Below are 23,634 nucleotides of genomic sequence, written 5' to 3' on the forward strand. Positions count from 1 at the left end.
CGGGCCCGTCCGACGTACGGCTCAGCCCTCGCGGCGCGGTACCGAGGCCGTCGTCACGCGGTGCACCAGGGCCTCCAGCGGGCCTCGGCGGAAGAAGCGCCGCCACAGCACCGAGAGAACGAGCGCCGCCACGGCGAACAGCGCGTACGGGACGAAGGACTGTGGCGCGTGGCCGAAGCCGCCAGGGTCGTGGCCGAGGAAGCGGCTGCTGATCACGTCCTGGACGAAGTACCAGGTCATCGCCATCCCGCCCATCGCGGCCAGCGGCCACAACACCCGCTGCCAGGCACGCTTCTCCGTCAGCAGGAGCAACCCGCCCAGCAGCGCCAGCGACACTCCCACCATCCAGACGACCTGCAGCACGCTGTACTCCGCGATGCCCGGGCCCGGCTTGGACATCGCCCACAGCTCCGCCCACGGCACCTTCGGCATCGGCGGCAGCTCCGGCGGCACCGGCGGCAGCTCCGGCAGCGAGCCGTCCGCTGGGAGCGGCGGCATCGGCGGCAACGGCGGAGGCGCCATCAGGGCCTCCTGGAAGCGGTCGATCGCCGTGCCCAAGCCCAGCGGGCCGAGCAGCAGCCACGACGCCAGCCAGCCGCCGACCGTGATCCCGGCGCCGGTGACGGCCATGCGTACCCGCACCGCGCGCTCGCGCAGGTCGAGGCGGCCGATCGCCAGACCGGCCAGCAACAGCGGCAGCGCGTAGCAGGTGTCCGTGTTGAACACGTACGACTGGAACACCGCGAGCCAGTCGCCCGGGTGCACCAGCACCGCCAGGCCCTGCGGCAGCTCCGGCGCGCCCGGACCCACCGGCGGCAGGAAGCCCCAGTCCTGGCCCCGGTTCGCCCGCGCGATCTGGAACACCGGCGCCGCCACCGCGAACACCCCTGCCGCCACGAACAGCAGGCGCGCCCGCACCCTCGTCCACGGCAGCAGGAACAGCAGCCAGCCGGTGTAGGCGGTGATGATGTTGGGCTTCCCGGACACCTGCTCAAGGCCCAGGCCCAGCAGCAACAACACCCCGGCCCGCACGGCGATCCGGCCGTGGGCCCGCCGCAACGCCGTCCCGGCGAACGGCCGCGCGCCGCCGGTCATCAGCGCCACCGAGACGCCCGCCAGCAGGAAGAAGACGCTGCGTGCACGGGTGTCCAGGAAGCCGTTCATCCACTCCAGAACACCGGGCCAGTCGTGCCCCCGAGGCGTCGGCTCCAGCCACCCCGTCGGCACAAAGTGCATCCACACCATCCCGAACACCGCCAGCGCCCGCAGCACGTCGACCGCCACCAGGCGCCCCGCCGACGCCGCCCCCGCGCGGTCCCGCCTTCTACGGACGGCCCTCGGCAACCGCCCCGTCAACGGCTCGGTGATCACGGCAACTCCTTCGAACGACAGCAAGGAGCCGCCACGCTAGGAAGCCGATATCAGCCCGCCCCTCCCGGAACATGAGCATTTCGTCACGGATCTCCGGGCCCGGAGCCCACGCGCTCAACCGGTTCTCCGGGGATGCCCACCGGATGCCTGGCCTGCGGACTCCCCCGGAGGTGCCCGGCCCGACCGGCAGACGGCGTTCACAAACCACGGCGGACGTCACGACATCGGCCTTCTGGCCCGGCTGGCACGGCGGGGTCGGATTGGTCCAGACAACGCGAAAGGCCCAGGTCGTTGACCTGGGCCTTTACTGCTGGAGCGGGCGACGAGAATCGAACTCGCGCTATAAGCTTGGGAAGCTCATGTTCTACCATTAAACTACGCCCGCCTGATGAGCCGTCAGAGACCGCTCAATCCAGTGTCACTGTACCCCATTCGCGACTGTGGTTGCACGGCCCGCCCCGGGAGTGGCCGGGCGGGCGGGGGTGCGTGGGGGGCGTACTGTGTGGGCCGCGTACGAGTGCTCCGGCGGGTGGGTTCGGGGCGGCGAGCCACGGTGTGGAATGTCCGGAGCATCCCCTAATGTGACGCTGTCCCGGGGCGAGGTCCCGCGGGCGCGATGAGTACGGGTGAGTACTGGGTTAGGGATGGGAAGGGGATCGATGGAGCAGCGCGCCGTCGTTCGTTGTGCCGAGGGGCACCTGTTCAGCACCACCACGTTCCCGATGCAGAACCTCGGCCCGGGCCGGCTCGGGCCCGGGCGGCTGATCCGCTGTCCGCAGTGCGGGCGGCTGAGGAGTTCGGTGCTGGCCGACGTGCGGGAGCTGTCGGCGCCGCAGTTGGACCGGGCGCTGCGGCTGGAGGCCGCGGAGTTCCTGGCCTGACGGTCGACGCGAGGACGGAACGGGCCCCGGGCGGATTCGTCCGGGGCCCTGTCGTGCACGTAACCTCGAAGCGTGCTGCTCTCTGACAAGGACATCCGGACCGAAATCGACCTGGGCCGGGTCGTCGTCGACCCGTTCGACCCGGCGATGATCCAGCCGTCGAGCATCGACGTGCGCCTCGACCGCTTCTTCCGTGTGTTCGAGAACCACCGCTACCCGCACATCGACCCCTCCGAGGAGCAGCCGGACCTGACCCGGCTGGTGGAGCCCGAGGGCGACGACGCGTTCATCCTGCACCCGGGCGAGTTCGTGCTGGCCTCGACGTACGAGGTCATCTCGCTGCCCGACGACGTGGCGTCCCGGTTGGAGGGCAAGTCGAGCCTGGGCCGGCTGGGCCTGCTGACGCACTCGACGGCCGGCTTCATCGACCCCGGTTTCAACGGTCACGTGACGCTGGAGCTGTCGAACGTCGCGACGCTGCCGATCAAGCTGTACCCGGGGATGAAGATCGGGCAGCTGTGCCTGTTCCGGCTCTCCTCGCCGTCGGAGCACCCGTACGGCTCGGAGCGGTACGGCTCGCGCTACCAGGGCCAGCGCGGCCCGACGCCGTCCCGCTCGTTCATGAACTTCCACCGCACCGACGTCTGATCCGGGCGGAGCGCACGCAGTACGGGCGGCCGCCCCTCGCCGATGACGGACGAGGGGCGGCCGCCCGTCGCGTTTCCCGGGGGCTCAGGCCCGCTTGGGGCGGGTGACGGCGACCAGTTCGGCGCCGTCCTCGGAGAGCCGCAGTTCGGTGCGGAGTTCGGCGAGCTCGCCGAGGTGGTGCAGGTGGGTGCCTCCGCAGAAGATCTGCGCGCCGCCCTCGGGCAGCTCGCAGTGCCACTGGCGGCGGGCGGTGAGCTCGGGGCCGGGGACCTCGATGCGGACCGGGGCGTCGGCGGCGACCCAGGCGGCGAGCCGGGCGTTGACGGCCTCGGTGAGGGCGGGCAGGGCGTCGGCGAGGGCGGGGAGCTCGTCGGTGGCGTCCGCCGTGAAGCCCTTCTTCTTCAGCGACTTGCCGAGCCGGTAGGTGTCGGTGCTGGCCTCGGTGTCCATCACCGAGGTGGCCATCGCGAGGCTGTCGAAGTCGGGGTGGCCGAGGGCGTCGGAGCGGCCCGGGTCCTTGCGCCAGCGCGGCGCGAGGGCCTCGTTGAGGGCGAGGGCGAGCAGGTGGCAGCCGCTGTGCGAGGCGCTGAGGGCGGCCCGGCGGTCGGCGTCGACGGTGAGGACGGCGGTGCGCCCGACGAGGTCGCCGGGGTCGGTGTCGACGACGTGCAGGACCAGCCAGGACCACTCCTCGTCGCCGCGCCGGACCGGGATGTCGGCGCCGGCCAGCGGCGTTCCGCCGTCCGGGCCGACGGCCCCGGTGAGGCAGTCGACGACGGCCAGCTCGGTGCCGTCGACGGTGAGGGTGCCGAGGTCGGCCGGCTGGTCGGGCCAGGTGTGGTCGAGCGGGTGGAACGGGGTGGCCCCGGTCACGACGGCGTGCCGGCCGTCCCCCAGCGGGTGCACCGCGATCACCGTCGACTCGCCGGTCACCGCCCCGGTCGGGAAGCTGACGTGCGTGGTGGGGAGGGTCATTCCTGGCTCCGGTGACGTGTGACGTGGAACGGGTGAGGGAGTGGCGGAGTAAGGGGGTGAGGGGGTGAAGAGGGTGGACGGGCCCCTGGCTGACCGGGATCCGTCCACCATTGTGCCCTCCGGCCGTCAGCCCAGGGTCGGCAGCTTGATCAGCACCAGCAGCGCGAGCAGTTGCACCGCCGAGGCGGCGGCCGCCTTGCCCCAGGGCAGGTCGTGCACCCGCCGGACCATGCTGGTCAGCAGGTACGCGCAGAACGCCCAGGTGGCCCAGCCGGCGACCTGGACGACCGCGCTGCCCGAGGGCAGCACCAGGTCGAGCAGCAGCCGGGGCGCGTCCGTCAGCCAGCCGATCAGCGCGGCCAGGCCGACCGTCGACTTCCACGGTCCGTCCCCGCCGAGCTGGCGGGCCAGCGCGTAGGTGACGCCGCCGAAGACCGCCCCGGCCACGGCGAAGCCGATCGCGGCGGCGGCGATGCCGGTCAGCGCGACGGTGAAGGTCGAGTCGACGATGTCGTCGTGGGTCAGGCCGATGCCGAGCACCGCGAGCGCGCCGTACAGCATCGAGACGGTGAGGGCGGGCAGCCAGACCTGGTGGTCGCGGGCGCGGTCGAAGGTCGCGGTGGGGGCGCGGAAGATGCCGATGAGCAGTTCGCGCCAGTGCGGGCGGGGCCCGGCGACGTGCGGGGCGGACTGGCCGCCGGCCCGGTAGACGGTGACGTTGTCCTGGCCGTACGGCGGCTGCTGCTGCGGCCCGTAGCCGTCCTGGCCGTAGCCGTCACCCTGCGGGTGTCCGCCCTGGTCGTAGCCCTGGTCGTAGCCCTCGGCGCCGTACCCCGCCTGCGGGTACCCGGGGTGCCCGGGGTACTGGCCCTGGTCGTAGTACCCCTGGTGGGGCGGCTCCTGCGCGTACGGGTCGCCGGTCGGGAAGGCCCGGGTGCCGCCGGGCCGGTCGGCGGCGTACGGGTCGTAGCCGCCCTGCGGGCCCGGGGTGCCGGGGCCTCCGGGCCTGCCGTCGGGGCCGTCGGCCACACCCCGGTGCGAGGTCGTGAAGTACTCCGGCCCGTCCGTCTGCCCGTGCCCCCCGGGCCCCGCCGGCGGCGGAGGGGGCGCCCACCCGCCGTGGGGGTCGGCGCCCTGCCCGCTGTCGTATCGATTACCAGCCACGCTCTGACGGTACCCGTCCGGCCCAATCCGCGTGGGGCCTGGACGGAGCCGGGGCCGGTTTGCAGCGAGCCTGAGACGAACGCGGCCGAAATCCCGCCGCCGACGGCGGCACCGCCGGCCCGACGACTGCCGTAGGCCCGACGGCAGTGCCCCGGCGGCAGCGCCCGGCCCGGCGTCCTGCTACCGCTGCGCGCTGACCGAGGGCCCGTGCACCGCGGCGGCCGCGGCGGTGCCGGCCGGGCAGCCGCCCGGGCCGGCCGAGGTGCGGACCGCGCCGACCGGCAGCAGGGTGCCGCAGGCGATCCGGATGCCGTTCGGCAGCTCGTTGTCGGACTCGACGATCGCGCCGTCGCCGATCACCGCGCCGTCCAGCGCCGAGCGGGCGCCGACGGTGGCGAAGGCGCCCACGATGGAGTCCTTGACCAGCGTCTCCGGGCCGACCACCGCGCCCGGCAGGATCACGCTGCCCTCGACGATCGCGCCGGCCTCGACCACCGCGTTCGCGGAGACCACGGTGCCGCCGCTGAGCACCGCGCCGGGGTGGACGGTGGCGCCGGGCAGCAGCAGGGCGTCGCCGGTCGGGCCGGGGACGGCCGGGGAGTCGACCTTGCCGAGCACCAGGTCGGCCGAGCCGCGGACGAACGCGGCCGGGGTGCCGAGGTCGAGCCAGTACGAGGTGTCGACGACGCCGCGCAGCAGCGCGCCGGTGGCCAGCAGCTCGGGGAAGGTCTCGCGTTCGACGGACACCTCGCGGCCGGCCGGGATGCGGTCGATGACGGACCGGGTGAAGACGTAGCAGCCGGCGTTGATCTGGTCGGTGACGATCTGCTCGGGCGTCTCCGGCTTCTCCAGGAACTCCAGCACCCGCCCGTTCGCGTCGGTCGGGACGAGGCCGAAGGCGCGCGGGTCCTCGACCCGGGTGAGGTGCAGGGTGACGTCGGCCCCGGCGGCCACGTGGCCGTCGCGCAGGGCGGCGATGTCGACGCCGGAGAGGATGTCGCCGTTGAAGACCAGCACGGGCTCGTCGGGGCCGCAGGTCAGCCCGGACGCCGCGTTGCGGATCGCGCCGCCGGTGCCCAGCGGCTCGCGTTCGGTCAGGTAGACCAGCTCGATGCCGTACGGGGTGCCGTCCTGGAAGTGGTCCTCGAAGACCTCGGCCAGGTACGAGGTGGCCAGCACGACGCGGGTGACGCCGGCGGCGGCCGCGCGGGCCAGCTGGTGTGCGATGAAGGGGACGCCCGCCACCGGCAGCATGGGCTTGGGGGTGTGGGTGGTCAGCGGACGCAGTCGCGTGCCCTTACCACCGACCAGCATGATCGCCTCGGTCATGGTCTGCGCTGTTCCCCTTGTGCTCTGCGGCCCGGCCCGGCGGGCCGATACCTCCGTCGGTGGTCTGGACCCGTCCGGCCGTCCGGAACGGGTCGACCGGCGCGAGGCCGGTCTGGCGCCTACTGTATTTCCTTCCGACGGGCACGCACTCAGGCGGCCGTGCGATTGGCACCACTCCCCTACGGGTCCCACCCCGGATCGGCCCCGGTTTCCGGCCCGGTCCCGGCCCGCCACGGCCCCAACTGCCCGGCCCGGCGGGCGCTCTCGCGGCGACCACCGGGCCGGGCAGTTGTAGCAGAACTGTCGAACAGAGGACGCTACGCGTCCACCGTCGCAGGCTCCTCGGCGGCGGCCGGCGGGGTCGCCTTCACCGAGTCGAGCAGCAGCTGGGCGACGTCGACCACCTTCAGGTGCTCCTTGGCGGCGCCCTCGTTCTTCTTGCCGTTGACCGAGTCGGAGAGCATCACCAGGCAGAACGGGCAGGCGGTGGAGACGATGTCCGGGTTGAGGGACAGCGCCTCGTCCACGCGCTCGGTGTTGATCCGCTTGCCGATGCGCTCCTCCATCCACATCCGGGCACCGCCGGCGCCGCAGCAGAAGCCGCGCTCCTTGTGCCGGTGCATCTCCTGCTGGCGCAGACCGGGGACCTTGTCCATGATCTCGCGCGGCGGGCTGTAGACCTTGTTGTGGCGGCCCAGGTAGCAGGGGTCGTGGTAGGTGATCAGGCCCTCGACCGGGTTGACCGGGACGAGCTTGCCCTCGTCGATCAGGTGCTGCAGCAGCTGGGTGTGGTGGATGACCTCGAAGTGGCCGCCCAGCTGCGGGTACTCGTTGGCGATGGTGTTGAAGCAGTGCGGGCAGGTGGCGACGATCCGCTTGACCGGTGCGTCCTCCAGGGCCGCGTTCAGCGTCTCGACGTTCTGCGCGCCGAGCATCTGGAAGAGGAACTCGTTGCCCAGCCGGCGGGCGGAGTCACCGGTGCAGGACTCCTCCTTGCCGAGGATGGCGAACTTCACGCCCGCGGTGTGCAGCAGCTCGGCGAAGGCCTTGGTGGTCTTCTTGGCGCGGTCCTCCAGGGCGCCGGCGCAGCCGACCCAGTAGAGGTACTCGACCTCGGCGGGGTCGATGTCCTCGCCGATCACCGGCACCTCGATGCCGGTCTCCTTCTTGAGCTCCTTGACCCAGTCCAGGCGGGCCTTGGTGGCCATGCCCCACGGGTTGCCCTTGTTCTCCAGGTTCTTGAGCATCGTCCCGGCCTCGGTCGGGAACGAGGACTCGATCATCACCTGGTAGCGGCGCATGTCGACGATGTGGTCGATGTGCTCGATGTCCACCGGGCACTGCTCGACGCAGGCGCCGCAGGTGGTGCAGGACCACAGGACGTCCGGGTCGATGACGCCGTTCTCTTCCGCGGTGCCGACCAGCGGGCGCTCGGCCTCGGCCAGGGCGGCCGCCGGGACGTCCTCGAGCTGCTCGGCGGTGGCCTTCTCCTCGCCCTCCATGTCCTTGCCGCCACCGGCCAGCAGGTAGGGCGCCTTGCCGAAGGCGTGCTCGCGCAGGCTCATGATCAGCAGCTTCGGCGAGAGCGGCTTGCCGGTGTTCCAGGCCGGGCACTGCGACTGGCAGCGGCCGCACTCGGTGCAGGTGGAGAAGTCGAGGATGCCCTTCCAGGAGAAGTGCTCGACCTGGGAGACCCCGAAGACGGCGTCGTCGGCCGGGTCCTCGAAGTCGATCGGCTGACCGCCGCTGGTCATCGGACGCAGGGCGCCGAGCGCGGTGCCGCCGTCCTCCTCGCGCTTGAAGTAGATGTTGAAGAAGCCGAGGAAGCGGTGCCAGGCCACGCCCATCGAGGGGTTGATGCCGATGGTGGTCGCCCACGCGAACGAGATGCAGATCTTCAGCATCGCGAAGAGGTAGATCAGGTTCTCCAGCGTGCCGTGCGACAGGCCGCTGAGGGCGGAGACCAGCGGGTACGAGACCAGGTGCTCGGGCCCGTACGAGTCGACGCCGTTGAGGGCGCCCTCCAGGGCGCGCAGCATCAGGATGCAGAGGCCGATGCCGAGGATCGTGTACTCGACGTAGAAGGCCTGCCAGGCGATCGAGCCGGCGAAGCGGGACTTGCGGCCGGACCGGGACGGCAGGCTGAGCAGCCGGATCACGATCAGCGTCGCGATGCCCAGCGTGGTGAGGGTGCCGACGAGCTCGACGAAGAGCTGCCAGAGCATCCAGTGGCCGATGATCGGCAGCGCGAACTCGGCGTCGAAGAGCTGGCCGAAGGCGTTGACGATGGTCAGCACCAGGCTGAAGAAGCCGACCGCGACGAACCAGTGGGCGATGCCCACGATCCCCCAGCGGTTCATCCGGGTGTGGCCGACGAACTCGACCGCGACGGTCTTCACCCGCTGGGCGGGCCGGCCGAAGCGGGTGGGGTCCGGCTGGCCGGTCCGTACCACTTTGTAGATGTACAGCGCCGCACGGGCGGCGAGCGCGGTGCCGATCACGAACGTGACCAGCGAGATGACGATCGCTGCTAGCTGCATCGGCTCTCCGTCTCCTGCGGCTTGCTGTTGAGCGGTCTTTGAACGGTCTTGCGTGGAAGGGATTGTACTCGCCGGTAACTTTCCGGGCCGACGGCCCGGACATTACCGCCCGCCACCAGTCCTCCAGAAGGTTCCCAAGCTATGGCGGCAGTCACGTGGCGCCACACGCGCCACGGCCAGGACCACGCCACGACCACGGCCAGGACCGGGGCCACGGGAAGTCGCCGCCGCCGGAAGGGGACCGCTCAGCAAAGTTGAGCGGCTACGACTCATCCCTGTTGACGACACCCACCCGGTCATGCATCCTTGAGCCTGTAAAGCTCAACTCTTCCGTGGAGGTATTTACGATGGCACGCGCGGTCGGCATCGACCTCGGTACGACGAACTCGGTCGTCAGCGTTCTGGAGGGTGGCGAGCCCACCGTCATCACGAACGCCGAGGGCGCGCGGACCACGCCGTCCGTCGTCGCTTTCGCGAAGAACGGCGAGGTCCTGGTCGGCGAGGTGGCCAAGCGACAGGCGGTCACCAACGTCGACCGCACCATTCGCTCGGTCAAGCGCCACATGGGCACCGGGTGGAAGATCAACCTGGACGGCAAGGACTTCAACCCGCAGCAGATCAGCGCCTTCGTGCTGCAGAAGCTGAAGCGGGACGCCGAGGCCTACCTGGGTGAGACCGTCACCGACGCCGTCATCACCGTCCCGGCGTACTTCTCCGACTCCGAGCGCCAGGCCACCAAGGAGGCCGGTGAGATCGCGGGCCTCAACGTCCTGCGCATCGTCAACGAGCCGACCGCGGCCGCCCTGGCCTACGGCCTCGACAAGGACGACCAGACCATTCTGGTCTTCGACCTCGGCGGCGGCACCTTCGACGTCTCCCTGCTGGAGATCGGCGACGGGGTCGTCGAGGTGAAGGCCACCAACGGTGACAACCACCTCGGTGGTGACGACTGGGACCAGAAGGTCGTCGACCACCTGGTCAAGGTCTTCCAGGCCGGCCACGGCGTCGACCTGTCCAAGGACAAGATGGCCCTGCAGCGTCTGCGCGAGGCCGCCGAGAAGGCCAAGATCGAGCTGTCCTCGTCCTCCGAGACCTCGATCAACCTGCCCTACATCACGGCCTCCGCCGAGGGCCCGCTGCACCTGGACGAGAAGCTCACCCGCGCCCAGTTCCAGCAGCTCACCTCCGACCTGCTGGAGCGCTGCAAGGTCCCGTTCCACAACGTGATCAAGGACGCCGGCATCTCGCTCTCCGAGATCGACCACGTCGTCCTGGTCGGCGGCTCGACCCGCATGCCCGCCGTCGCCGAGCTCGTCCGCGAGCTGACCGGCGGCAAGGACGCCAACAAGGGCGTCAACCCGGACGAGGTCGTCGCCATCGGCGCCGCGCTCCAGGCCGGTGTCCTCAAGGGCGAGGTCAAGGACGTCCTGCTGCTCGACGTCACCCCGCTGTCCCTCGGCATCGAGACCAAGGGCGGCATCATGACCAAGCTGATCGAGCGCAACACCACGATCCCGACCAAGCGCTCCGAGATCTTCACCACGGCCGAGGACAACCAGCCGTCCGTGCAGATCCAGGTCTACCAGGGCGAGCGCGAGATCGCGGCGTACAACAAGAAGCTGGGCATGTTCGAGCTGACCGGCCTGCCGCCGGCGCCGCGCGGCCTGCCGCAGATCGAGGTCACCTTCGACATCGACGCCAACGGCATCATGCACGTCGGCGCGAAGGACCTCGGCACCGGCAAGGAGCAGAAGATGACCGTCACCGGCGGCTCCGCGCTGCCGAAGGACGACATCGAGCGCATGATGCGCGAGGCCGAGCAGTACGCGGAGGAGGACCACAAGCGCCGCGAGTCCGTCGAGACCCGCAACTCCGCCGAGCAGCTCGTCTACTCGACCGAGAAGTTCATCGCGGACAACACCGACAAGCTCCCCGCCGACGTCAAGGCCGAGGTCGAGACCGCCATCGGCGAGCTCAAGGAGGCCCTGAAGGGCGAGGACATCGCGAAGATCCGCGAAGCCTCGGAGAAGGTCTCCACCACCGCGCAGAAGCTCGGCCAGGCGCTGTACGCCAACGCCGACGCCGCCGCCCCGGCCGGCGAGTCCACCCAGGCCAAGGACGACGACGTCGTCGACGCCGAGATCGTGGACGACGAGAAGCCCAAGGGCGGTGCGGCATGACGGACAAGCCGCAGGGCGGCAAGCCCGGCGACGACTCCGCCGCCGACGAGGCTGTGATCAAGGCCGCCGAGGAGGCCGCCGCAGCCGGCGCCGCCGACTCCGGCTCCGGTGCCGGCTCCGACGAACTCGCCGCTGCCAAGCGGGAGTCGGCCGAGCGCACCGCCGACCTGCAGCGCCTGCAGGCCGAGTACCAGAACTACCGCAAGCGGGTCGAGCGCGACCGGCTGACGGTCCGCGAGATCGCGGTCTCCAACATCCTGGAGTCCCTGATCCCGGTGCTCGACGACATCGGCCGTGCCCGCGAGCACGGCGAGGTCACCGGCGGCTTCAAGTCCGTCGCCGAGTCCCTGGAGACGGTCGTCGCCAAGCTGGGCCTCCAGCAGTTCGGCAAGGAGGGCGAGCCCTTCGACCCGACCATGCACGAGGCGCTGATGCACAGCTACTCCTCGGACGTCACCGAGGACACCTGCGTGCAGATCCTCCAGCCGGGCTACCGCATCGGCGAGCGGATCATCCGCCCCGCCATGGTCGCCGTCGCGGAGCCCCAGCCGGGCACCCAGACCACGGCCGCGCCCGACGGCGAGGCGAAGTCCGGGGACGCGGACAAGTCCGACGGTGGTTCGGACAGCTGACAACCTGTGACAGCTGACAACCAGTGCGCTGCGGAGTCGTACGCCGGCCAGTACGGCGGCCGGCTCCGCAGCGCGCTGTCAACAGCGCCCGGTGAAGCGGCTGTTGACAGCGCAGCGAGGATGGACATCGGGAGGTGGCGGCAGCTATGAGCAAGCGCAGCGAGCGAATCGTCGAGAAGCGAATCGTTGAAGGGCGCGTGTTGCGCGGAGCGGCTGCCGAGCGGAGCGAGGTGGACGCATGAGTGGCAAGGACTACGTGGAGAAGGACTACTACAAGGTCCTCGGCGTGCCCAAGGACGCCACCGCCGCCGAGATCAAGAAGACCTACCGCAAGCTCGCGCGCGAATTCCACCCGGACGCCAACAAGGGCGACGCCAAGGCCGAAGAACGCTTCAAGGACATCTCCGAGGCCTACGACGTCCTGTCCGACGAGAAGCGCCGCAAGGAGTACGACGAGGCCCGCAGCCTCTTCGCCAACGGCGGCTTCCGGGCCGGCGGCCCCGGCCAGGGCAACGGCAGCTACAACTTCGACTTCGGCGACCTCTTCAGCGGCAGCCAGAACACCGGCAGCGGCGGGCTCGGCGACGTCTTCGGCGGGCTCTTCAACCGCGGCGGCGGCCGGCAGGCCCAGCCCCGGCGCGGCGCCGACGTCGAGACCGAGGTGACCCTCGCCTTCGACGAGGCCGTCGACGGTGCGACCGTCCCGCTGCGGATGACCAGCCAGGCCCCCTGCCGCACCTGCAACGGCACCGGCGCCAAGTCCGGCACCACCCCGCGGGTCTGCCCGACCTGCGTCGGCGCCGGCACCGTCAGCCGCGGCCAGGGCGCGTTCGCGCTCTCCGAGCCGTGCAAGGACTGCCGCGGGCGCGGCATGATCGTCGACGACCCGTGCGTCGACTGCCACGGCAGCGGCCGGGCCAGCTCCGCCCACACCATGCAGGTCCGCATCCCGGCCGGCGTCCAGGACGCCCAGCGCATCCGGCTCAAGGGCAAGGGCGCCCAGGGCGAACGCGGCGGCCAGCCCGGCGACCTCTACGTCACCGTGCACGTCGGCCAGCACCCCGTGTTCGGGCGCAAGGGGGACAACCTCACCGTCACCGTCCCCGTCACCTTCCCCGAAGCCACCCTCGGCGCCACCATCGAGGTGCCCACGCTGAACGGGCCGGCCGTGAAGCTGAAGCTGCCCCCCGGCAGCGCCAACGGCCTCACCATGCGCGCCCGCGGCAAGGGCGCCACCCGCAAGGACGGCACCCGCGGCGACCTCCTCGTCACCATCGAGGTCGTGGTGCCTCGGCACGTCGCCGGGGACGCGCTGAACGCCCTGGAGCAGTACCGCGAGGCCACCGCCTCCGACGACCCACGAGCCGCCCTGTTCCGGGCGGCGAAGGGAGCGTGACGACCAGATGATCCCCGACAGCCCCATCGGCCCCGGCATCGGTGAAGGCCTGCCCGGCATCGGCTCCGGCTTGCCGGGCGACGGCCGCCGCACCCGGCGGCCCACCGCCCCGCCGCAGTACGTCCTCACCGAGGACACCCCGGTGTACGTCATCTCCGTCGCCGCCGAACTGTCCGGCCTGCACCCGCAGACCCTGCGCCAGTACGACCGCCTCGGTCTGGTCAGCCCCGACCGCACCGCCGGCCGGGGCCGTCGCTACTCCGCGCGCGACATCCAGCAGCTGCGCGAGGTCCAGCGGCTCTCCCAGGACGAGGGCATCAACCTGGCCGGCATCAAGCGGATCATCGAGCTGGAGAACCAGGTCAGCGCGCTCCAGTCCCGCATCGGCGAACTGGTCGACTCCCTCGAAGGCGCCACCAGCGCCCTCCAGCAGCGCGAGGCCGCCGTCCACGCCTCCTACCGCCGCGACCTCGTCCCCTACCAGCCCCCCACCCAGTCCAGCGCCCTGGTCGTCTGGCGCCCCAAACGCTGAGACTTGGCTGAACACCTCCGGCCGCCGGCTCCCCTCCACCCGGGGGGTGCCGGCGGCTCGGTCTTGGTGAGAGGGTGCTGTCAGCAGACACACATCGAGGCTGCACGTCGACTCCGAACCGCGTGAAAGGCGCCTATGATCCCAGCCGGGACCGACCTGTCCAGCCCTCGTCCGGATCTGTACAACACCAAGGAGCCGCAAATGCCAGAGACGGCCGAGCCAGGGCTCACGTCAGGCGGGCTCGGTGTTCTCTCGGCCGATGCCCGGAATCTCTATCTCCACGTGGTCGGCAATCATGGCCGACTTACGCGCCAAGAGCGTGTAAAGGCCGAGACCAAGCATCTGCAAGAACTCCTCGATATCGGCCTGTTGGTGCCCGACACGGACGAGGACGATGTGCTCATCGCGGTCGACCCCCAGCAGCTTTCCGTCGGCCTCATCGCGTCGTGGCAACGCAAGGCGCTCGACCTCTTGTCCCGGGCCGAGGAACTGCCCACCGACTTGAAGGAGTTGGCAGAGGCCTTCAACACCCCGATGCAATCCGGTGGAAGTATCGAGTACGTCCGGGGAAAGGCCCTCATCAACCAGCGGCTCAGCCAACTGGCGAACAGTTGCACCGAGGAGTTCCTCGCCGCACAGCCCGGGGGCCCCCGCCCGCCGGAAGCCCTCGCCGGAAGCCGTGACCGTGACCTCGCGCTGCTCCAACGGGGTGCGTTGGCCCGGACGATCTATCACCCGAGCACCCGCTACCACCCGGCCACCCGGGACTACGTCCTGGCGATCACCGAAGCGGGCGGACACGTCAGAACTCTTGACGAGCCGTACGCCAGACTCATCATCGTCGACCGGCGGACCGCGATCATCCCGGTCGCGGACGATCTGAATGTCGCGGCGTTCATACACGACCGCGCCATTATCAGCTTCCTCGTCTCCGAGATCTTCGAGCGGCACTGGAGCCACGCGCTGGAATTCGACGGCGCCCGCATCGTCCCGCAGCAGGTGATATCAAGCCTGCGACAGACGATCATCGACCTTTTGCTCAAAGGCACCAGCCACCGCGTGATAGCCCGCAGCCTCGGGATCAGCGAGCGTACTCTCGCACGCCACATAGCGGACATGAGAGAGGACTACCAGGTGGATTCGCTCTTTCAGCTGGGCTACGTCCTCGCTCGCGCCGCTCAGCACCGGGATCCGGACGTCCCCGCCTAGGTCGTCGAACCGGCCGGCCTGACCCCGCGTCGCGACGCGGGATCCCGGCCAGGCCCACCCCGAGAACCCAACTGGCCCCGTCTCAGGTCCAGTTGCTGTCGCTCTCCAGCGTCATGACGCCGGTCTTCGCCTGCTGGGTCACCGAGGCCCCTCGATCCGCCGAGCCGCCCCCAGAGGCCTGGAGCTGAGCGCCACCGGCCAGTACGGCGATAACCACAGCGACCGTGGCCGCCGCGATGCGAACGTGTCGGATCATGCGAGGCACGCGATCACACCTTCCAAATAGTCGCAGTGTCGAGACAAATTGAGGACGTGTCCTCCAACCGCCCACATAATGCCGCAGTATCGACGTAGACGCCACAGTCCCCCTTCGGGGGGAGTGCGTCATCTCCATGCCAGGCATGGAGATGCCACCGTGCGGGAGTGGACTCGGTCCCCGGCAACGATGGACGATCAGTTCGCTCCCGATGGTCCCGGCAAGCTCACCACACTTGCCGATGTACCTTCAATCCAGTCCTTTACCTACTCATGCCGAGTGCCCGCCGAGCGGCTCTCGACATGACCTGCCTGCTTACCCACCGGGCCCGGTGAACCCGGTCAGCCACTCCCCCGGAGTCGACAATGAGTGAGCCCTACCTGCGAGAGCACGCTGGACAGGCCCCCGAGGGCCGGCGTGCACGTGTGTTTCTGGCCGCGCCGCTGATGCGGTTGACCGGGCCGGCGGACAGTGTGGTGACGCTCGCCAGCCGGACGCGGCTGACGACCCTCCGCACCACCCTGCTCCGCAGCGGTGCCGCCGTGTACAGCGCGCACCACAGTGATGCCTGGACCGTCGCCGGGCAGGCGCCGGAGCCCCGGGTGCCGTCCGACTTCCGGGCCCTGCAGTCCGCGGACCTCGTGTTCGCCTACGTCGGGGCGCCGCTGTCGGCCGGCGTGAGCCTGGAGCTGGGGTGGGCGTCGGCGCTGCGGAAGCCGATCGTCCTCCTCGTCGACGAGGCCATCACGCACAACCCGCTGATCGCCACCATCGAGCAGGTCGCCCCCGTCCTGCCGCTGGTCTTCGACGACACCTGGTCGCAGGAGGCCCTCAACCACACCGTGGAGACCGCGCTCGACTGGGCCGGCATGGCGCTGTCCCTGCGCGAGGGCTTCTGGACCGCCCCCGGTGAGCAGTTCAACGTCCCCCGGCAGCAGCCCCCCGTCGTCGGCCGGGCCGGCTACTGGCCGACCAGCGCCGCCACCGGCTGAACAGCGCTCACCCACCGGACTCCCCGCCCCTCGTCCGGGCTCCCCGCATCTGCCAGCCCAGTTGGAACAGCGTCTCCGCGTCGTACAGCTCACGCAGCCGGGCGATGTGACCGGCGATCGTCCGCTCGCTCAGCCCCAGACGGCTGGCGATCGCCCGCTGCGTGAGCCCCTGCGCGAGCAGGCGGCCGACCTGCTCGTGGATGGTGGGCTCCGCCCCGCCGACGGCGAGCACGGCCCAGTTCACGCCCTCGGCCTGCCGCCAGTGCAGTTCGAAGTCCCGCACCAGGAAGTCGACCACGGCCGGATCCTCGACGAAGGCGGCGCTGCTGTGGTCCGAGGCGGCAGGGATCACGGCGACGGCCCGACCGAAGATCATCAGCCGGGTGAACGGGACCGGCAGGACCCTGATCGCGGCGCCGAGCTCGGTCGACCTGGCAGCGAAGGCCACCGTCACCGGATCGAGTCGGGCTGACACCTCGTAGATCGTCCGCAGCGTGCCGCCTCGTGCGAGGTGGCGTCGGCTCTGCTCCAGCCCGTCGTCCAAGTGCTCCGAAGGACGAGCACCCCCGGGCTGCATGGTGAGGGCCTCACTCGGGTGGTCGTACTGCACCTGGGCGATCCGGTGGCGGATCTGCAGCATTCCGGCGACGTACTCCACCCCGGGCGAACGCTCGGGGTGGCAGCGCGGCACCGCGTCGTAGGCCTGGGTCAGGTCGTCCAGCATCCTCGGCAGGAGTGCCGCCCGAGTGATCAGCCGGGCTCCCTCCTCCCGGAGTTCGGTGCCGATCCGCTCACTGACCGCGCGTGGGTTCATCGCCGAGTAGACGCCGTCCACGGCCCGCAGGACGAGCAGGCCCAGGTCGGTGAGCTGCTTCAACGCCGCCTCGTCCTCGGGTCGGGTCTCATCCACCCGGATCCGGCCGCCCTCGCCCAGGATCGCCCGGTAGAGATCACGGGCGGCGTCGTCGGGGAGGTCGAGTACGGGTTCAGCGGTCATCGCGGGCGCCTCTCATCAGCCAGCCGAGTTGGAAGAGGGTCTGGGCGCCGTGGCGGTCGCGGAGGCGGGAGATGTGGGCGGCGACGGTGCGTTCGCTGAGGCCGAGGCGGGTGGCGACGGCGCGCTGGGTGAGGCCTCGGGCGAGGAGCCGGCCGACCCGGTCGGGGACGGTGCGGGTGGGGCCGAGGGCGGCGGCGGTTTCGGCGGTTTCGGCGCGGGCCCAGTCGCGCTCGAAGGCGCCGACCAGGAAGGTGATGGCGGCCGGGTCGGTGATGAAGGCGGCGGTGCTGTTGTCGTCGTTGGCGGAGATCACGGCGACGGTGCGGTCGAAGACGAGCAGCCGCTGGAACGGTTCGTCGAGGACCCGGATGAGGGAGCCGTGCCGGGTGACCTCGTCGACGTAGGCGAGGGCGGGCGGGTCGGCGAGGGCGACGGGCTGGTAGATGGTGCGCAGGGAGCAGCCGCGCCGGAGCAGGTGGACGTCCTGGAGGAGGGCGACTTTCAGGGTGCCGGCGGGGCGGTGGCCGGGTTGGGCGGCGAGGACTTCGGACCGGCAGTCGGAGGCGAGCTGGGAGATCCGCTGGCGGATGTGGACGTGGCCCTCGACGTGGACGGCGCCGCCGGCCCGGCCGGAGGGCCTGGGCATCGCGTCGTAGGCGCGGGTGAGGCCGTCGAGGGCGCCCGGAAGGTTCTCCGCGCGGACCAGCAACCTGGTCGCCTCGCTGCGGAGTTCGGCGCCCAGGCGGTCGGTGACGGAGCGCGGGCTGACGGCGTTGTAGCAGTGGTCCATCGGGTTGGCGATGAGCAGGCCGAGGTCGACGAGCTGCTGGAGCGCGGCCTGGTCGGTGTCCTGGGCGTCGGTGAACGGGATGCGGCCGCTCCGGGCGAGGATCGCCAGGTACAGCTGCCGGGCGGCCTCGTCGGGCTCCTCGCCCGGTGGCTGTCCGTGCTGCGGCGCGACCGCCGGTTCCGCCGTCACGTCGCACACTCCCTGCCGGATGCTTCTCCCTCGCCGCCGCGCCCGCGCCGCCGGGCGCGGGGCCCGGCGGTCACGGTACCGGGCTCGACGGCGGCCTCCGGGGCCCGGGTGCCGTCGCACTCCGGGGTGTCCTGGGGCCGCCGCCGCCACGCCCGTACCTCGGGCGCTTCCGTCGAGGCGGAGCAGCAGCGCCTCGACGGCTCCGGTTCCGGGGGCCATCACCACACATGGCGCCCCGACCGGCGCTCTTCCCCCCCGTTCCACGCGTGCGGGACGTTGCACCCGTGGTCAGTTCCGAAGAGCAAGTCGCCACCATCGGGCTGCGGTGCCCGGACGGCCTGGCGTGACTCCACCCTCACAGCGTGACGGCCGGTGAACAAGTGTCGCCCGAGTGCAGGTTCGCGCAATTGCAGCTATCTGCACGACGGGTGCGGCGGGAGGGGTCGAGCGGCGGGCCGGGTTCCGGTAAAGGCCGAGGCCAGCGCGGTGACCGGGTGGTGACCGCCCGTACGGTCGGTCGGCCGTGCGCGGTCGGACCGCGGGTGCGGATTCCTGCAACGGCGGCGTGCCCCTGCAGGAGTCAGGCACGCCCCAGCAGGCGCCCCCGGGCGAGCCCGGCGGCGGTCCCGCCGGCGGCGAGCACCCAGGCCGTGGCCAGCAGCAGGTAGAGCCCGGTGGCGATCGCGGTGAAGCCGCCGAACCCGGTGTGTCGGGCGAGCGCGGAGGCGCCGGTGACGCAGGTGCCGATCGGGAAGGTGTACGCCCACCAGGTCATCGCGAACGGCATGCCGGCCCGACGGGCGCGCAGGTTGGCGGTGAGCGCGACGGCCAGCCAGAGCATCGCGACGCCGAGCACCGCGACGCCGTACAGCTCGGCGAGGGGGAGCATGGCGGGGGCCAACGCGGGCAGCACCGGGCGGGCGGCGTCGGCGAGTTGGTGGACGGCGGTGACGGACTGGCCGAGCGGGCCGAGCACCAGGAACAGCGAAGGGGTGAGCACCAGGCTGGGCAGCTTGCTGTGGAACAGCCCGGTGAAGACCACCGGCAGCAGCACCAGGGTGGCCAGCAGGCCGATCCCGAAGAGGGCCCAGCAGGCGTACAGCATGGCCTGCTGCGGCAGCCCGGCCGGCAGGTGCGGGATGAGGGCCGGGCCGGTGGCGGAGGCGACCAGCGGGGCGACCACCGGGAGCAGCCAGGTCGGGTTGGCCTCCAGGGCGGAGACCGGGTGCCGGGTGATCATCAGGTACGGGATGCCGCCGGCGACGGCCAGCGCGTACAGGGTGCCGACGCCCCACAGCACGGCGTCGACGGCGACGGCGGGGCCGGTGCCGATCACCTGGGAGCCGAGCAGCAGGGTGCCGAGGCCGACCGAGAGCAGGGCCATCGGCGGGCAGCCGTAGAAGACGGCGGTGGCCGGGTTGTCCAGCAGCTGGGTGCGGGCGGCCTCTCGGTGTCGGGTGAGGTGGACCAGCCGGGCCGCGCCCAGCACCAGCAGGGCGGCGAGTCCGAGCGCCCACATCACCTCGCCGAAGCCGATCAGCCCGGGCGGCCGCAGCGGCAGGACGGCCGCGCCGTTGCCCAGGATCGCGGTGCCCATGACGGCGGCGTACCAGTTGGGGCCGAGTTGGGCGAGGTCGAGCCGGGCGCGCAGCGAGGAGCGGGAGGGGCGGGTGAGCGGGCGGGCATCGGCCAAGGTGGACATGGTTCCACGGTGCCGCCCCCGGCCGGGCTCCGGTAGCGCCGCGGGCTCTATGAGGACATAGCCTGGACCTATGGCCCTCTCCCCCCGCGTCCCCGAGCTCGGTGCCCTGGAACTGCTGCTCGCGGTGGCCCGGCTGGGCAGCGTCGGGCGGGCCGCGGCCGAACTGGGCGTGAGCCAGCCGACCGCCAGCGCGCGGATCAAGGGCATGGAGCGGCAGATCGGCGTCCCTCTGCTGGAGCGCTCGCCCCGGGGCAGCCGGCCGACCGAGGCGGGTCGGTTGGTGGTCGAGTGGGCCGGGCACGTCGTGGAGGCGGCGCAGGCGCTGGACGCCGGGATCGACGCGCTGCGCGAGCGGCGGGACGCCAAGCTGCGGGTGGTGGCCAGCCTGACCGTCGCCGAGTACCTGATGCCGGGATGGCTGCTGGCCCTGGCCGAGGCCAGTCCGGGCACGGCGGTGACGCTGCGGACGGCGAACTCGGCGGAGGTCGCCGGGCACGTGCTGGCCGGGGACGCCGACCTCGGCTTCGTCGAGGGCCCGTCCACTCCGCCCGGACTGGCCGGCGCGGTGGTGGCGGCGGACCGGCTGGTGGTCGTGGTGGCGCCCGGCCACCCGTGGGCGCGCCGCCGGGCACCGCTGACCGGGCCGGAGCTGGCCGCCACCCCGCTGGTGCTGCGCGAGTCGGGCTCGGGCACCCGGGAGGTGCTGGAGATGGCGCTGGCGCCGTACGGGAGCGCGGTGCGGCCCCGGCTGGAGCTGGCCTCGTCCACCGCGCTGAAGGCCGCGGCGATGACCGGGGCCGGGCCGGTCTGCCTGAGCGAGCTGGCGGTGATGGAGGAGCTGGCCGTGCGGCGGCTGGTGGCCGTGCCGCTGGCCGAGGGGCTGGACCTGCGGCGGCCGCTGCGCGCGGTGTGGCCGGCCGGGCAGCGGCCGAGCGGGCCGGCCCGGGAGCTGCTGGGGCTGACCCGCAGGATGCCCCGCGCGCAGCGAGTGGAACGCATGGAACGCATGGAACGGGCGGAACGGGCGGAACGGGCGGAACGGGCGTGAAAACTTGAGCGGAATAGACTCAACTTAGTGCATGCTGTACGTAGCAGCATTGAAGGACGACGAGGGAGGACCCCCCAGCAGTGGACGCCAGCAAGTTCACCACCAAGACGCAGGACGCCCTGTCCGCCGCGATCCGGCAGGCGGGCGCGGCCGGGAACCCGGACGTCAAGCCGGTGCACATCCTGATCGCCCTGCTGGAGCAGCCCGAGGGCATCGCCCGGCCGCTGCTGGAGGCCGTCGGCGCGGACGTCACCCGGATCGACGCCGAGGCCCGCCGCCAGCTGACCGCCCTGCCCAGCGCGATGGGCTCGACGGTCGCCGCGCCGCAGCTCGCCCGGGACACCCTCGCGGTGCTCACCGAGGCCGGAAAGCGCGCCGACGACCTGGACGACCAGTACGTCTCCACCGAGCACCTGATGGTCGGCCTGGCCGCCGAGGGCGGGCCGGTCGCCGAACTGCTGGCGCAGCAGGGCGCGACGGCGAAGGCCCTGCTCGCCGCGTTCAAGGACGTGCGCGGCAGCGGCCGGGTGACGTCTCCGGATCCGGAGGGCACCTACAAGGCGCTGGAGAAGTACGGCACCGACCTGACCCAGGCCGCCCGGGACGGCAAGCTCGACCCGGTGATCGGCCGGGACCAGGAGATCCGCCGGGTCGTCCAGGTGCTCTCCCGCCGGACCAAGAACAACCCGGTGCTGATCGGCGAGCCGGGCGTCGGCAAGACCGCGGTGGTCGAGGGCCTGGCCCAGCGCATCGTCGCCGGCGACGTGCCGGAGTCCCTGCGCGGCAAGCGGCTGGTCTCGCTGGACCTCAGCGCGATGGTCGCGGGCGCCAAGTACCGCGGCGAGTTCGAGGAGCGGCTGAAGGCCGTCCTGAACGACATCAAGCAGAGCAACGGCCAGGTCGTCACCTTCATCGACGAACTGCACACCATGGTCGGCGCGGGTGCCGGCGGCGACTCGGCGATGGACGCCGGCAACATGCTCAAGCCGATGCTGGCCCGCGGCGAGCTGCGGATGGTCGGCGCCACCACGCTGGACGAGTACCGCGAGCGGATCGAGAAGGACCCGGCCCTGGAGCGCCGCTTCCAGCAGGTGCTGGTCGGCGAGCCCAGCGTGGAGGACTCGATCGCCATCCTGCGCGGCCTCAAGGGCCGCTACGAGGCGCACCACAAGGTGCAGATCGCGGACGCCGCGCTGGTCGCCGCGGCCACCCTGTCCAACCGCTACATCACCTCCCGCTTCCTGCCCGACAAGGCGATCGACCTGGTCGACGAGGCGGCCTCCCGGCTGCGGATGGAGATCGACTCCTCTCCGGTCGAGATCGACGAACTCCAGCGCTCCGTCGACCGGTTGAGGATGGAGGAGCTGGCCCTGGAGAAGGAGTCGGACGCCGCCTCGATCGACCGGCTGGCCCGGCTTCGGCGCGATCTCGCCGACAAGAACGAGCAGTTGAGCGCGCTGACGGCGCGCTGGGAGCAGGAGAAGAAGAGCCTCAACCGGGTCGGCGAGCTCAAGGAGCGGCTGGACGACCTGCACGGCGCGCTCGAACGCGCCCAGCGCGACGGGGACTTCGAGCGGGCGTCGAAGCTGATGTACGCGGAGATCCCGGCCGCCGAGACGGAGCTCACCGAAGCCCAGGAGCGGGCGGCCGACCAGGACGCCTCCGCCTCGATGGTGAAGGAGGAGGTCGGCCCGGACGACGTGGCCGACGTGGTCGCCTCCTGGACGGGCATCCCGGCCGGCCGCCTGCTGGAGGGCGAGAGCGCCAAACTCCTGCGCATGGAGGAGGAGTTGGGTCAGCGCCTGATCGGCCAGGCGGAGGCCGTGCGGGCGGTCTCGGACGCGGTGCGCCGCACCCGTTCCGGCATCGCCGACCCGGACCGCCCGACCGGCTCGTTCCTCTTCCTCGGCCCGACCGGCGTCGGCAAGACCGAACTCGCCAAGGCCCTGGCCGACTTCCTCTTCGACGACGAGCGGGCCATGGTCCGGATCGACATGAGCGAGTACGGCGAGAAGCACTCCGTCTCCCGCCTGGTCGGCGCCCCGCCCGGGTACATCGGCTACGAGGAGGGCGGCCAGCTCACCGAGGCGGTCCGCCGCCGCCCGTACAGCGTGGTGCTGCTGGACGAGGTGGAGAAGGCCCACCCGGAGGTCTTCGACGTCCTGCTCCAGGTGCTGGACGACGGCCGGCTCACCGACGGCCAGGGCCGCACGGTGGACTTCCGCAACGCGATCCTGATCCTCACCTCCAACCTGGGCTCCCAGTTCCTGGTCGACCCGGCCATCCCGGAGGACCGGAAGAAGGCCCTGGTGCTGGACTCCGTCCGGGCCGCGTTCAAGCCCGAGTTCCTCAACCGGCTGGACGACATCGTGGTCTTCGACCCGCTGGGCACCGCCGAGCTGAGCCGGATCGTCGACCTCCAGGTGGCCCGCCTCGGCGACCGGCTGCGCGAGCGGCGGCTCACCCTGGACGTCTCCGAGGCCGCCCGCGACTGGCTGGCCCTCACCGGCTACGACCCGGCGTACGGCGCCCGCCCGCTGCGCCGGCTGGTCCAGTCCGCGATCGGCGACCAGTTGGCCCGGGCCATCCTGTCCGGCCAGGTGCACGACGGGGACACCGTCCTGGTCGAGCGGGACGAGGAGGGCGACCGCCTCACCGTCCGCAGCCGCGGACTGTTGGAGAAGTAGCACCACCAGCCCTGGGCCGCCCGCACGACAGTGCAGGTGGCCCAGGCAACACCCTTGCCGCACCGCACAGTTGACGGCCCACTCGGCTACGGCCGCACCCCGCCGGACCGCGCCGG

Annotated in this window: 18 protein-coding genes, 1 tRNA gene and 1 pseudogene; 10 read left to right on the forward strand and 10 right to left on the reverse strand. The window is 71.6% G+C overall.

Translation table 11 applies throughout. The annotated features are described in order from the left end of the window. Positions 1-21: 21 nt before the first annotated feature. Positions 22-1,284 (reverse strand): DUF418 domain-containing protein, encoded by a 1,263-nt coding sequence (locus tag ABT015_RS04105; RefSeq protein ID WP_350876564.1) that lies wholly within the window; start codon positions 1,282-1,284, stop codon positions 22-24. Positions 1,285-1,682: 398 nt separating this feature from the next. Beyond that, positions 1,683-1,756, reverse strand: a tRNA-Gly gene (locus ABT015_RS04110). A gap of 274 nt (positions 1,757-2,030) precedes the next feature. Between ABT015_RS04110 and ABT015_RS04115 the strand changes: the two genes are divergently transcribed. Continuing rightward, positions 2,031-2,252 carry a hypothetical protein gene (locus tag ABT015_RS04115; protein ID WP_079135746.1) on the forward strand — a complete coding sequence of 74 codons (222 nt, stop codon included), beginning with the start codon at positions 2,031-2,033 and terminating at the stop codon, positions 2,250-2,252. 72 nt (positions 2,253-2,324) lie between these two features. Continuing rightward, complete coding sequence (dcd, locus tag ABT015_RS04120; protein WP_063348548.1) at positions 2,325-2,900, forward strand: dCTP deaminase; 576 nt, start codon at positions 2,325-2,327, stop codon at positions 2,898-2,900. Between the two features lie 84 nt (positions 2,901-2,984). On the opposite strand, the gene ABT015_RS04125 is transcribed toward dcd, so the two are convergent. The 4 genes and pseudogenes from ABT015_RS04125 to ABT015_RS04140 all read right to left on the reverse strand — a co-directional run bounded on the left by ABT015_RS04125 (position 2,985) and on the right by ABT015_RS04140 (position 8,908). Continuing rightward, positions 2,985-3,875 carry an alanyl-tRNA editing protein gene (locus ABT015_RS04125; RefSeq protein ID WP_350876567.1) on the reverse strand — a complete coding sequence of 297 codons (891 nt, stop codon included), beginning with the start codon at positions 3,873-3,875 and terminating at the stop codon, positions 2,985-2,987. 126 nt (positions 3,876-4,001) lie between these two features. After that, entirely contained in the window at positions 4,002-5,039 is a 1,038-nt protein-coding gene (locus ABT015_RS04130; protein ID WP_350876569.1) for a Yip1 family protein, read from the reverse strand. A 255-nt stretch (positions 5,040-5,294) separates the two neighbouring features. Further along, positions 5,295-6,368: pseudogene (gene manB, locus ABT015_RS04135) on the reverse strand (mannose-1-phosphate guanylyltransferase); the annotation flags it as partial. 317 nt (positions 6,369-6,685) lie between these two features. Further along, a complete protein-coding gene (locus ABT015_RS04140; RefSeq protein WP_350876571.1) occupies positions 6,686-8,908 on the reverse strand; it encodes a (Fe-S)-binding protein in 2,223 nt (740 codons plus the stop codon). Positions 8,909-9,255: 347 nt separating this feature from the next. On the opposite strand from ABT015_RS04140, the gene dnaK reads away from it, so the two are divergent. The 5 genes from dnaK to ABT015_RS04165 all read left to right on the forward strand — a co-directional run bounded on the left by dnaK (position 9,256) and on the right by ABT015_RS04165 (position 14,857). Next, a complete protein-coding gene (dnaK, locus tag ABT015_RS04145; protein ID WP_350876573.1) occupies positions 9,256-11,088 on the forward strand; it encodes a molecular chaperone DnaK in 1,833 nt (610 codons plus the stop codon). After that, entirely contained in the window at positions 11,085-11,720 is a 636-nt protein-coding gene (grpE, locus tag ABT015_RS04150; protein WP_350876575.1) for a nucleotide exchange factor GrpE, read from the forward strand. The genes dnaK and grpE overlap by 4 nt, the downstream gene beginning before the upstream one ends. Before the next feature lie 238 nt (positions 11,721-11,958). Next, positions 11,959-13,116, forward strand: a complete 1,158-nt coding sequence (gene dnaJ, locus ABT015_RS04155) for a molecular chaperone DnaJ (protein ID WP_350876577.1) — start codon at positions 11,959-11,961, stop codon at positions 13,114-13,116. 7 nt (positions 13,117-13,123) lie between these two features. After that, positions 13,124-13,648: a heat shock protein transcriptional repressor HspR gene (locus ABT015_RS04160; protein ID WP_350876580.1), complete on the forward strand. Its 525-nt coding sequence runs from the start codon at positions 13,124-13,126 to the stop codon at positions 13,646-13,648. 201 nt (positions 13,649-13,849) lie between these two features. Next, on the forward strand, positions 13,850-14,857 hold the full coding sequence (locus ABT015_RS04165) for a hypothetical protein (protein WP_350876582.1): 1,008 nt from the start codon (positions 13,850-13,852) through the stop codon (positions 14,855-14,857). Between the two features lie 82 nt (positions 14,858-14,939). On the opposite strand, the gene ABT015_RS04170 is transcribed toward ABT015_RS04165, so the two are convergent. Then, positions 14,940-15,113: a hypothetical protein gene (locus ABT015_RS04170; RefSeq protein ID WP_350876584.1), complete on the reverse strand. Its 174-nt coding sequence runs from the start codon at positions 15,111-15,113 to the stop codon at positions 14,940-14,942. Positions 15,114-15,589: 476 nt separating this feature from the next. Between ABT015_RS04170 and ABT015_RS04175 the strand changes: the two genes are divergently transcribed. After that, a complete protein-coding gene (locus ABT015_RS04175) occupies positions 15,590-16,105 on the forward strand; it encodes a hypothetical protein (protein ID WP_350876586.1) in 516 nt (171 codons plus the stop codon). 7 nt (positions 16,106-16,112) lie between these two features. Here ABT015_RS04175 and ABT015_RS04180 read toward each other — a convergent pair whose 3' ends face one another. From ABT015_RS04180 to ABT015_RS04190, 3 genes are all read right to left on the reverse strand, one after another. Then, a complete protein-coding gene (locus ABT015_RS04180; protein ID WP_350876588.1) occupies positions 16,113-17,102 on the reverse strand; it encodes a helix-turn-helix transcriptional regulator in 990 nt (329 codons plus the stop codon). Next, the gene (locus tag ABT015_RS04185) at positions 17,092-18,081 is read right to left on the reverse strand and encodes a LuxR C-terminal-related transcriptional regulator (protein ID WP_350876590.1); all 990 of its coding nucleotides are present in this window, start codon (positions 18,079-18,081) and stop codon (positions 17,092-17,094) included. The genes ABT015_RS04180 and ABT015_RS04185 overlap by 11 nt, the downstream gene beginning before the upstream one ends. A gap of 580 nt (positions 18,082-18,661) precedes the next feature. Further along, positions 18,662-19,783, reverse strand: a complete 1,122-nt coding sequence (locus ABT015_RS04190; RefSeq protein ID WP_350876592.1) for a TDT family transporter — start codon at positions 19,781-19,783, stop codon at positions 18,662-18,664. A gap of 70 nt (positions 19,784-19,853) precedes the next feature. Between ABT015_RS04190 and ABT015_RS04195 the strand changes: the two genes are divergently transcribed. Continuing rightward, positions 19,854-20,831, forward strand: coding sequence for a LysR family transcriptional regulator (locus ABT015_RS04195; protein WP_350876595.1), 978 nt, complete (start codon positions 19,854-19,856; stop codon positions 20,829-20,831). Between the two features lie 80 nt (positions 20,832-20,911). Continuing rightward, complete coding sequence (clpB, locus tag ABT015_RS04200) at positions 20,912-23,518, forward strand: ATP-dependent chaperone ClpB (protein ID WP_350876597.1); 2,607 nt, start codon at positions 20,912-20,914, stop codon at positions 23,516-23,518. The last annotated feature ends 116 nt before the right edge of the window (positions 23,519-23,634 follow it).

This window comes from Kitasatospora sp. NPDC094016 (assembly GCF_040304045.1).
In the GTDB taxonomy this organism is placed as follows: domain Bacteria; phylum Actinomycetota; class Actinomycetes; order Streptomycetales; family Streptomycetaceae; genus Kitasatospora.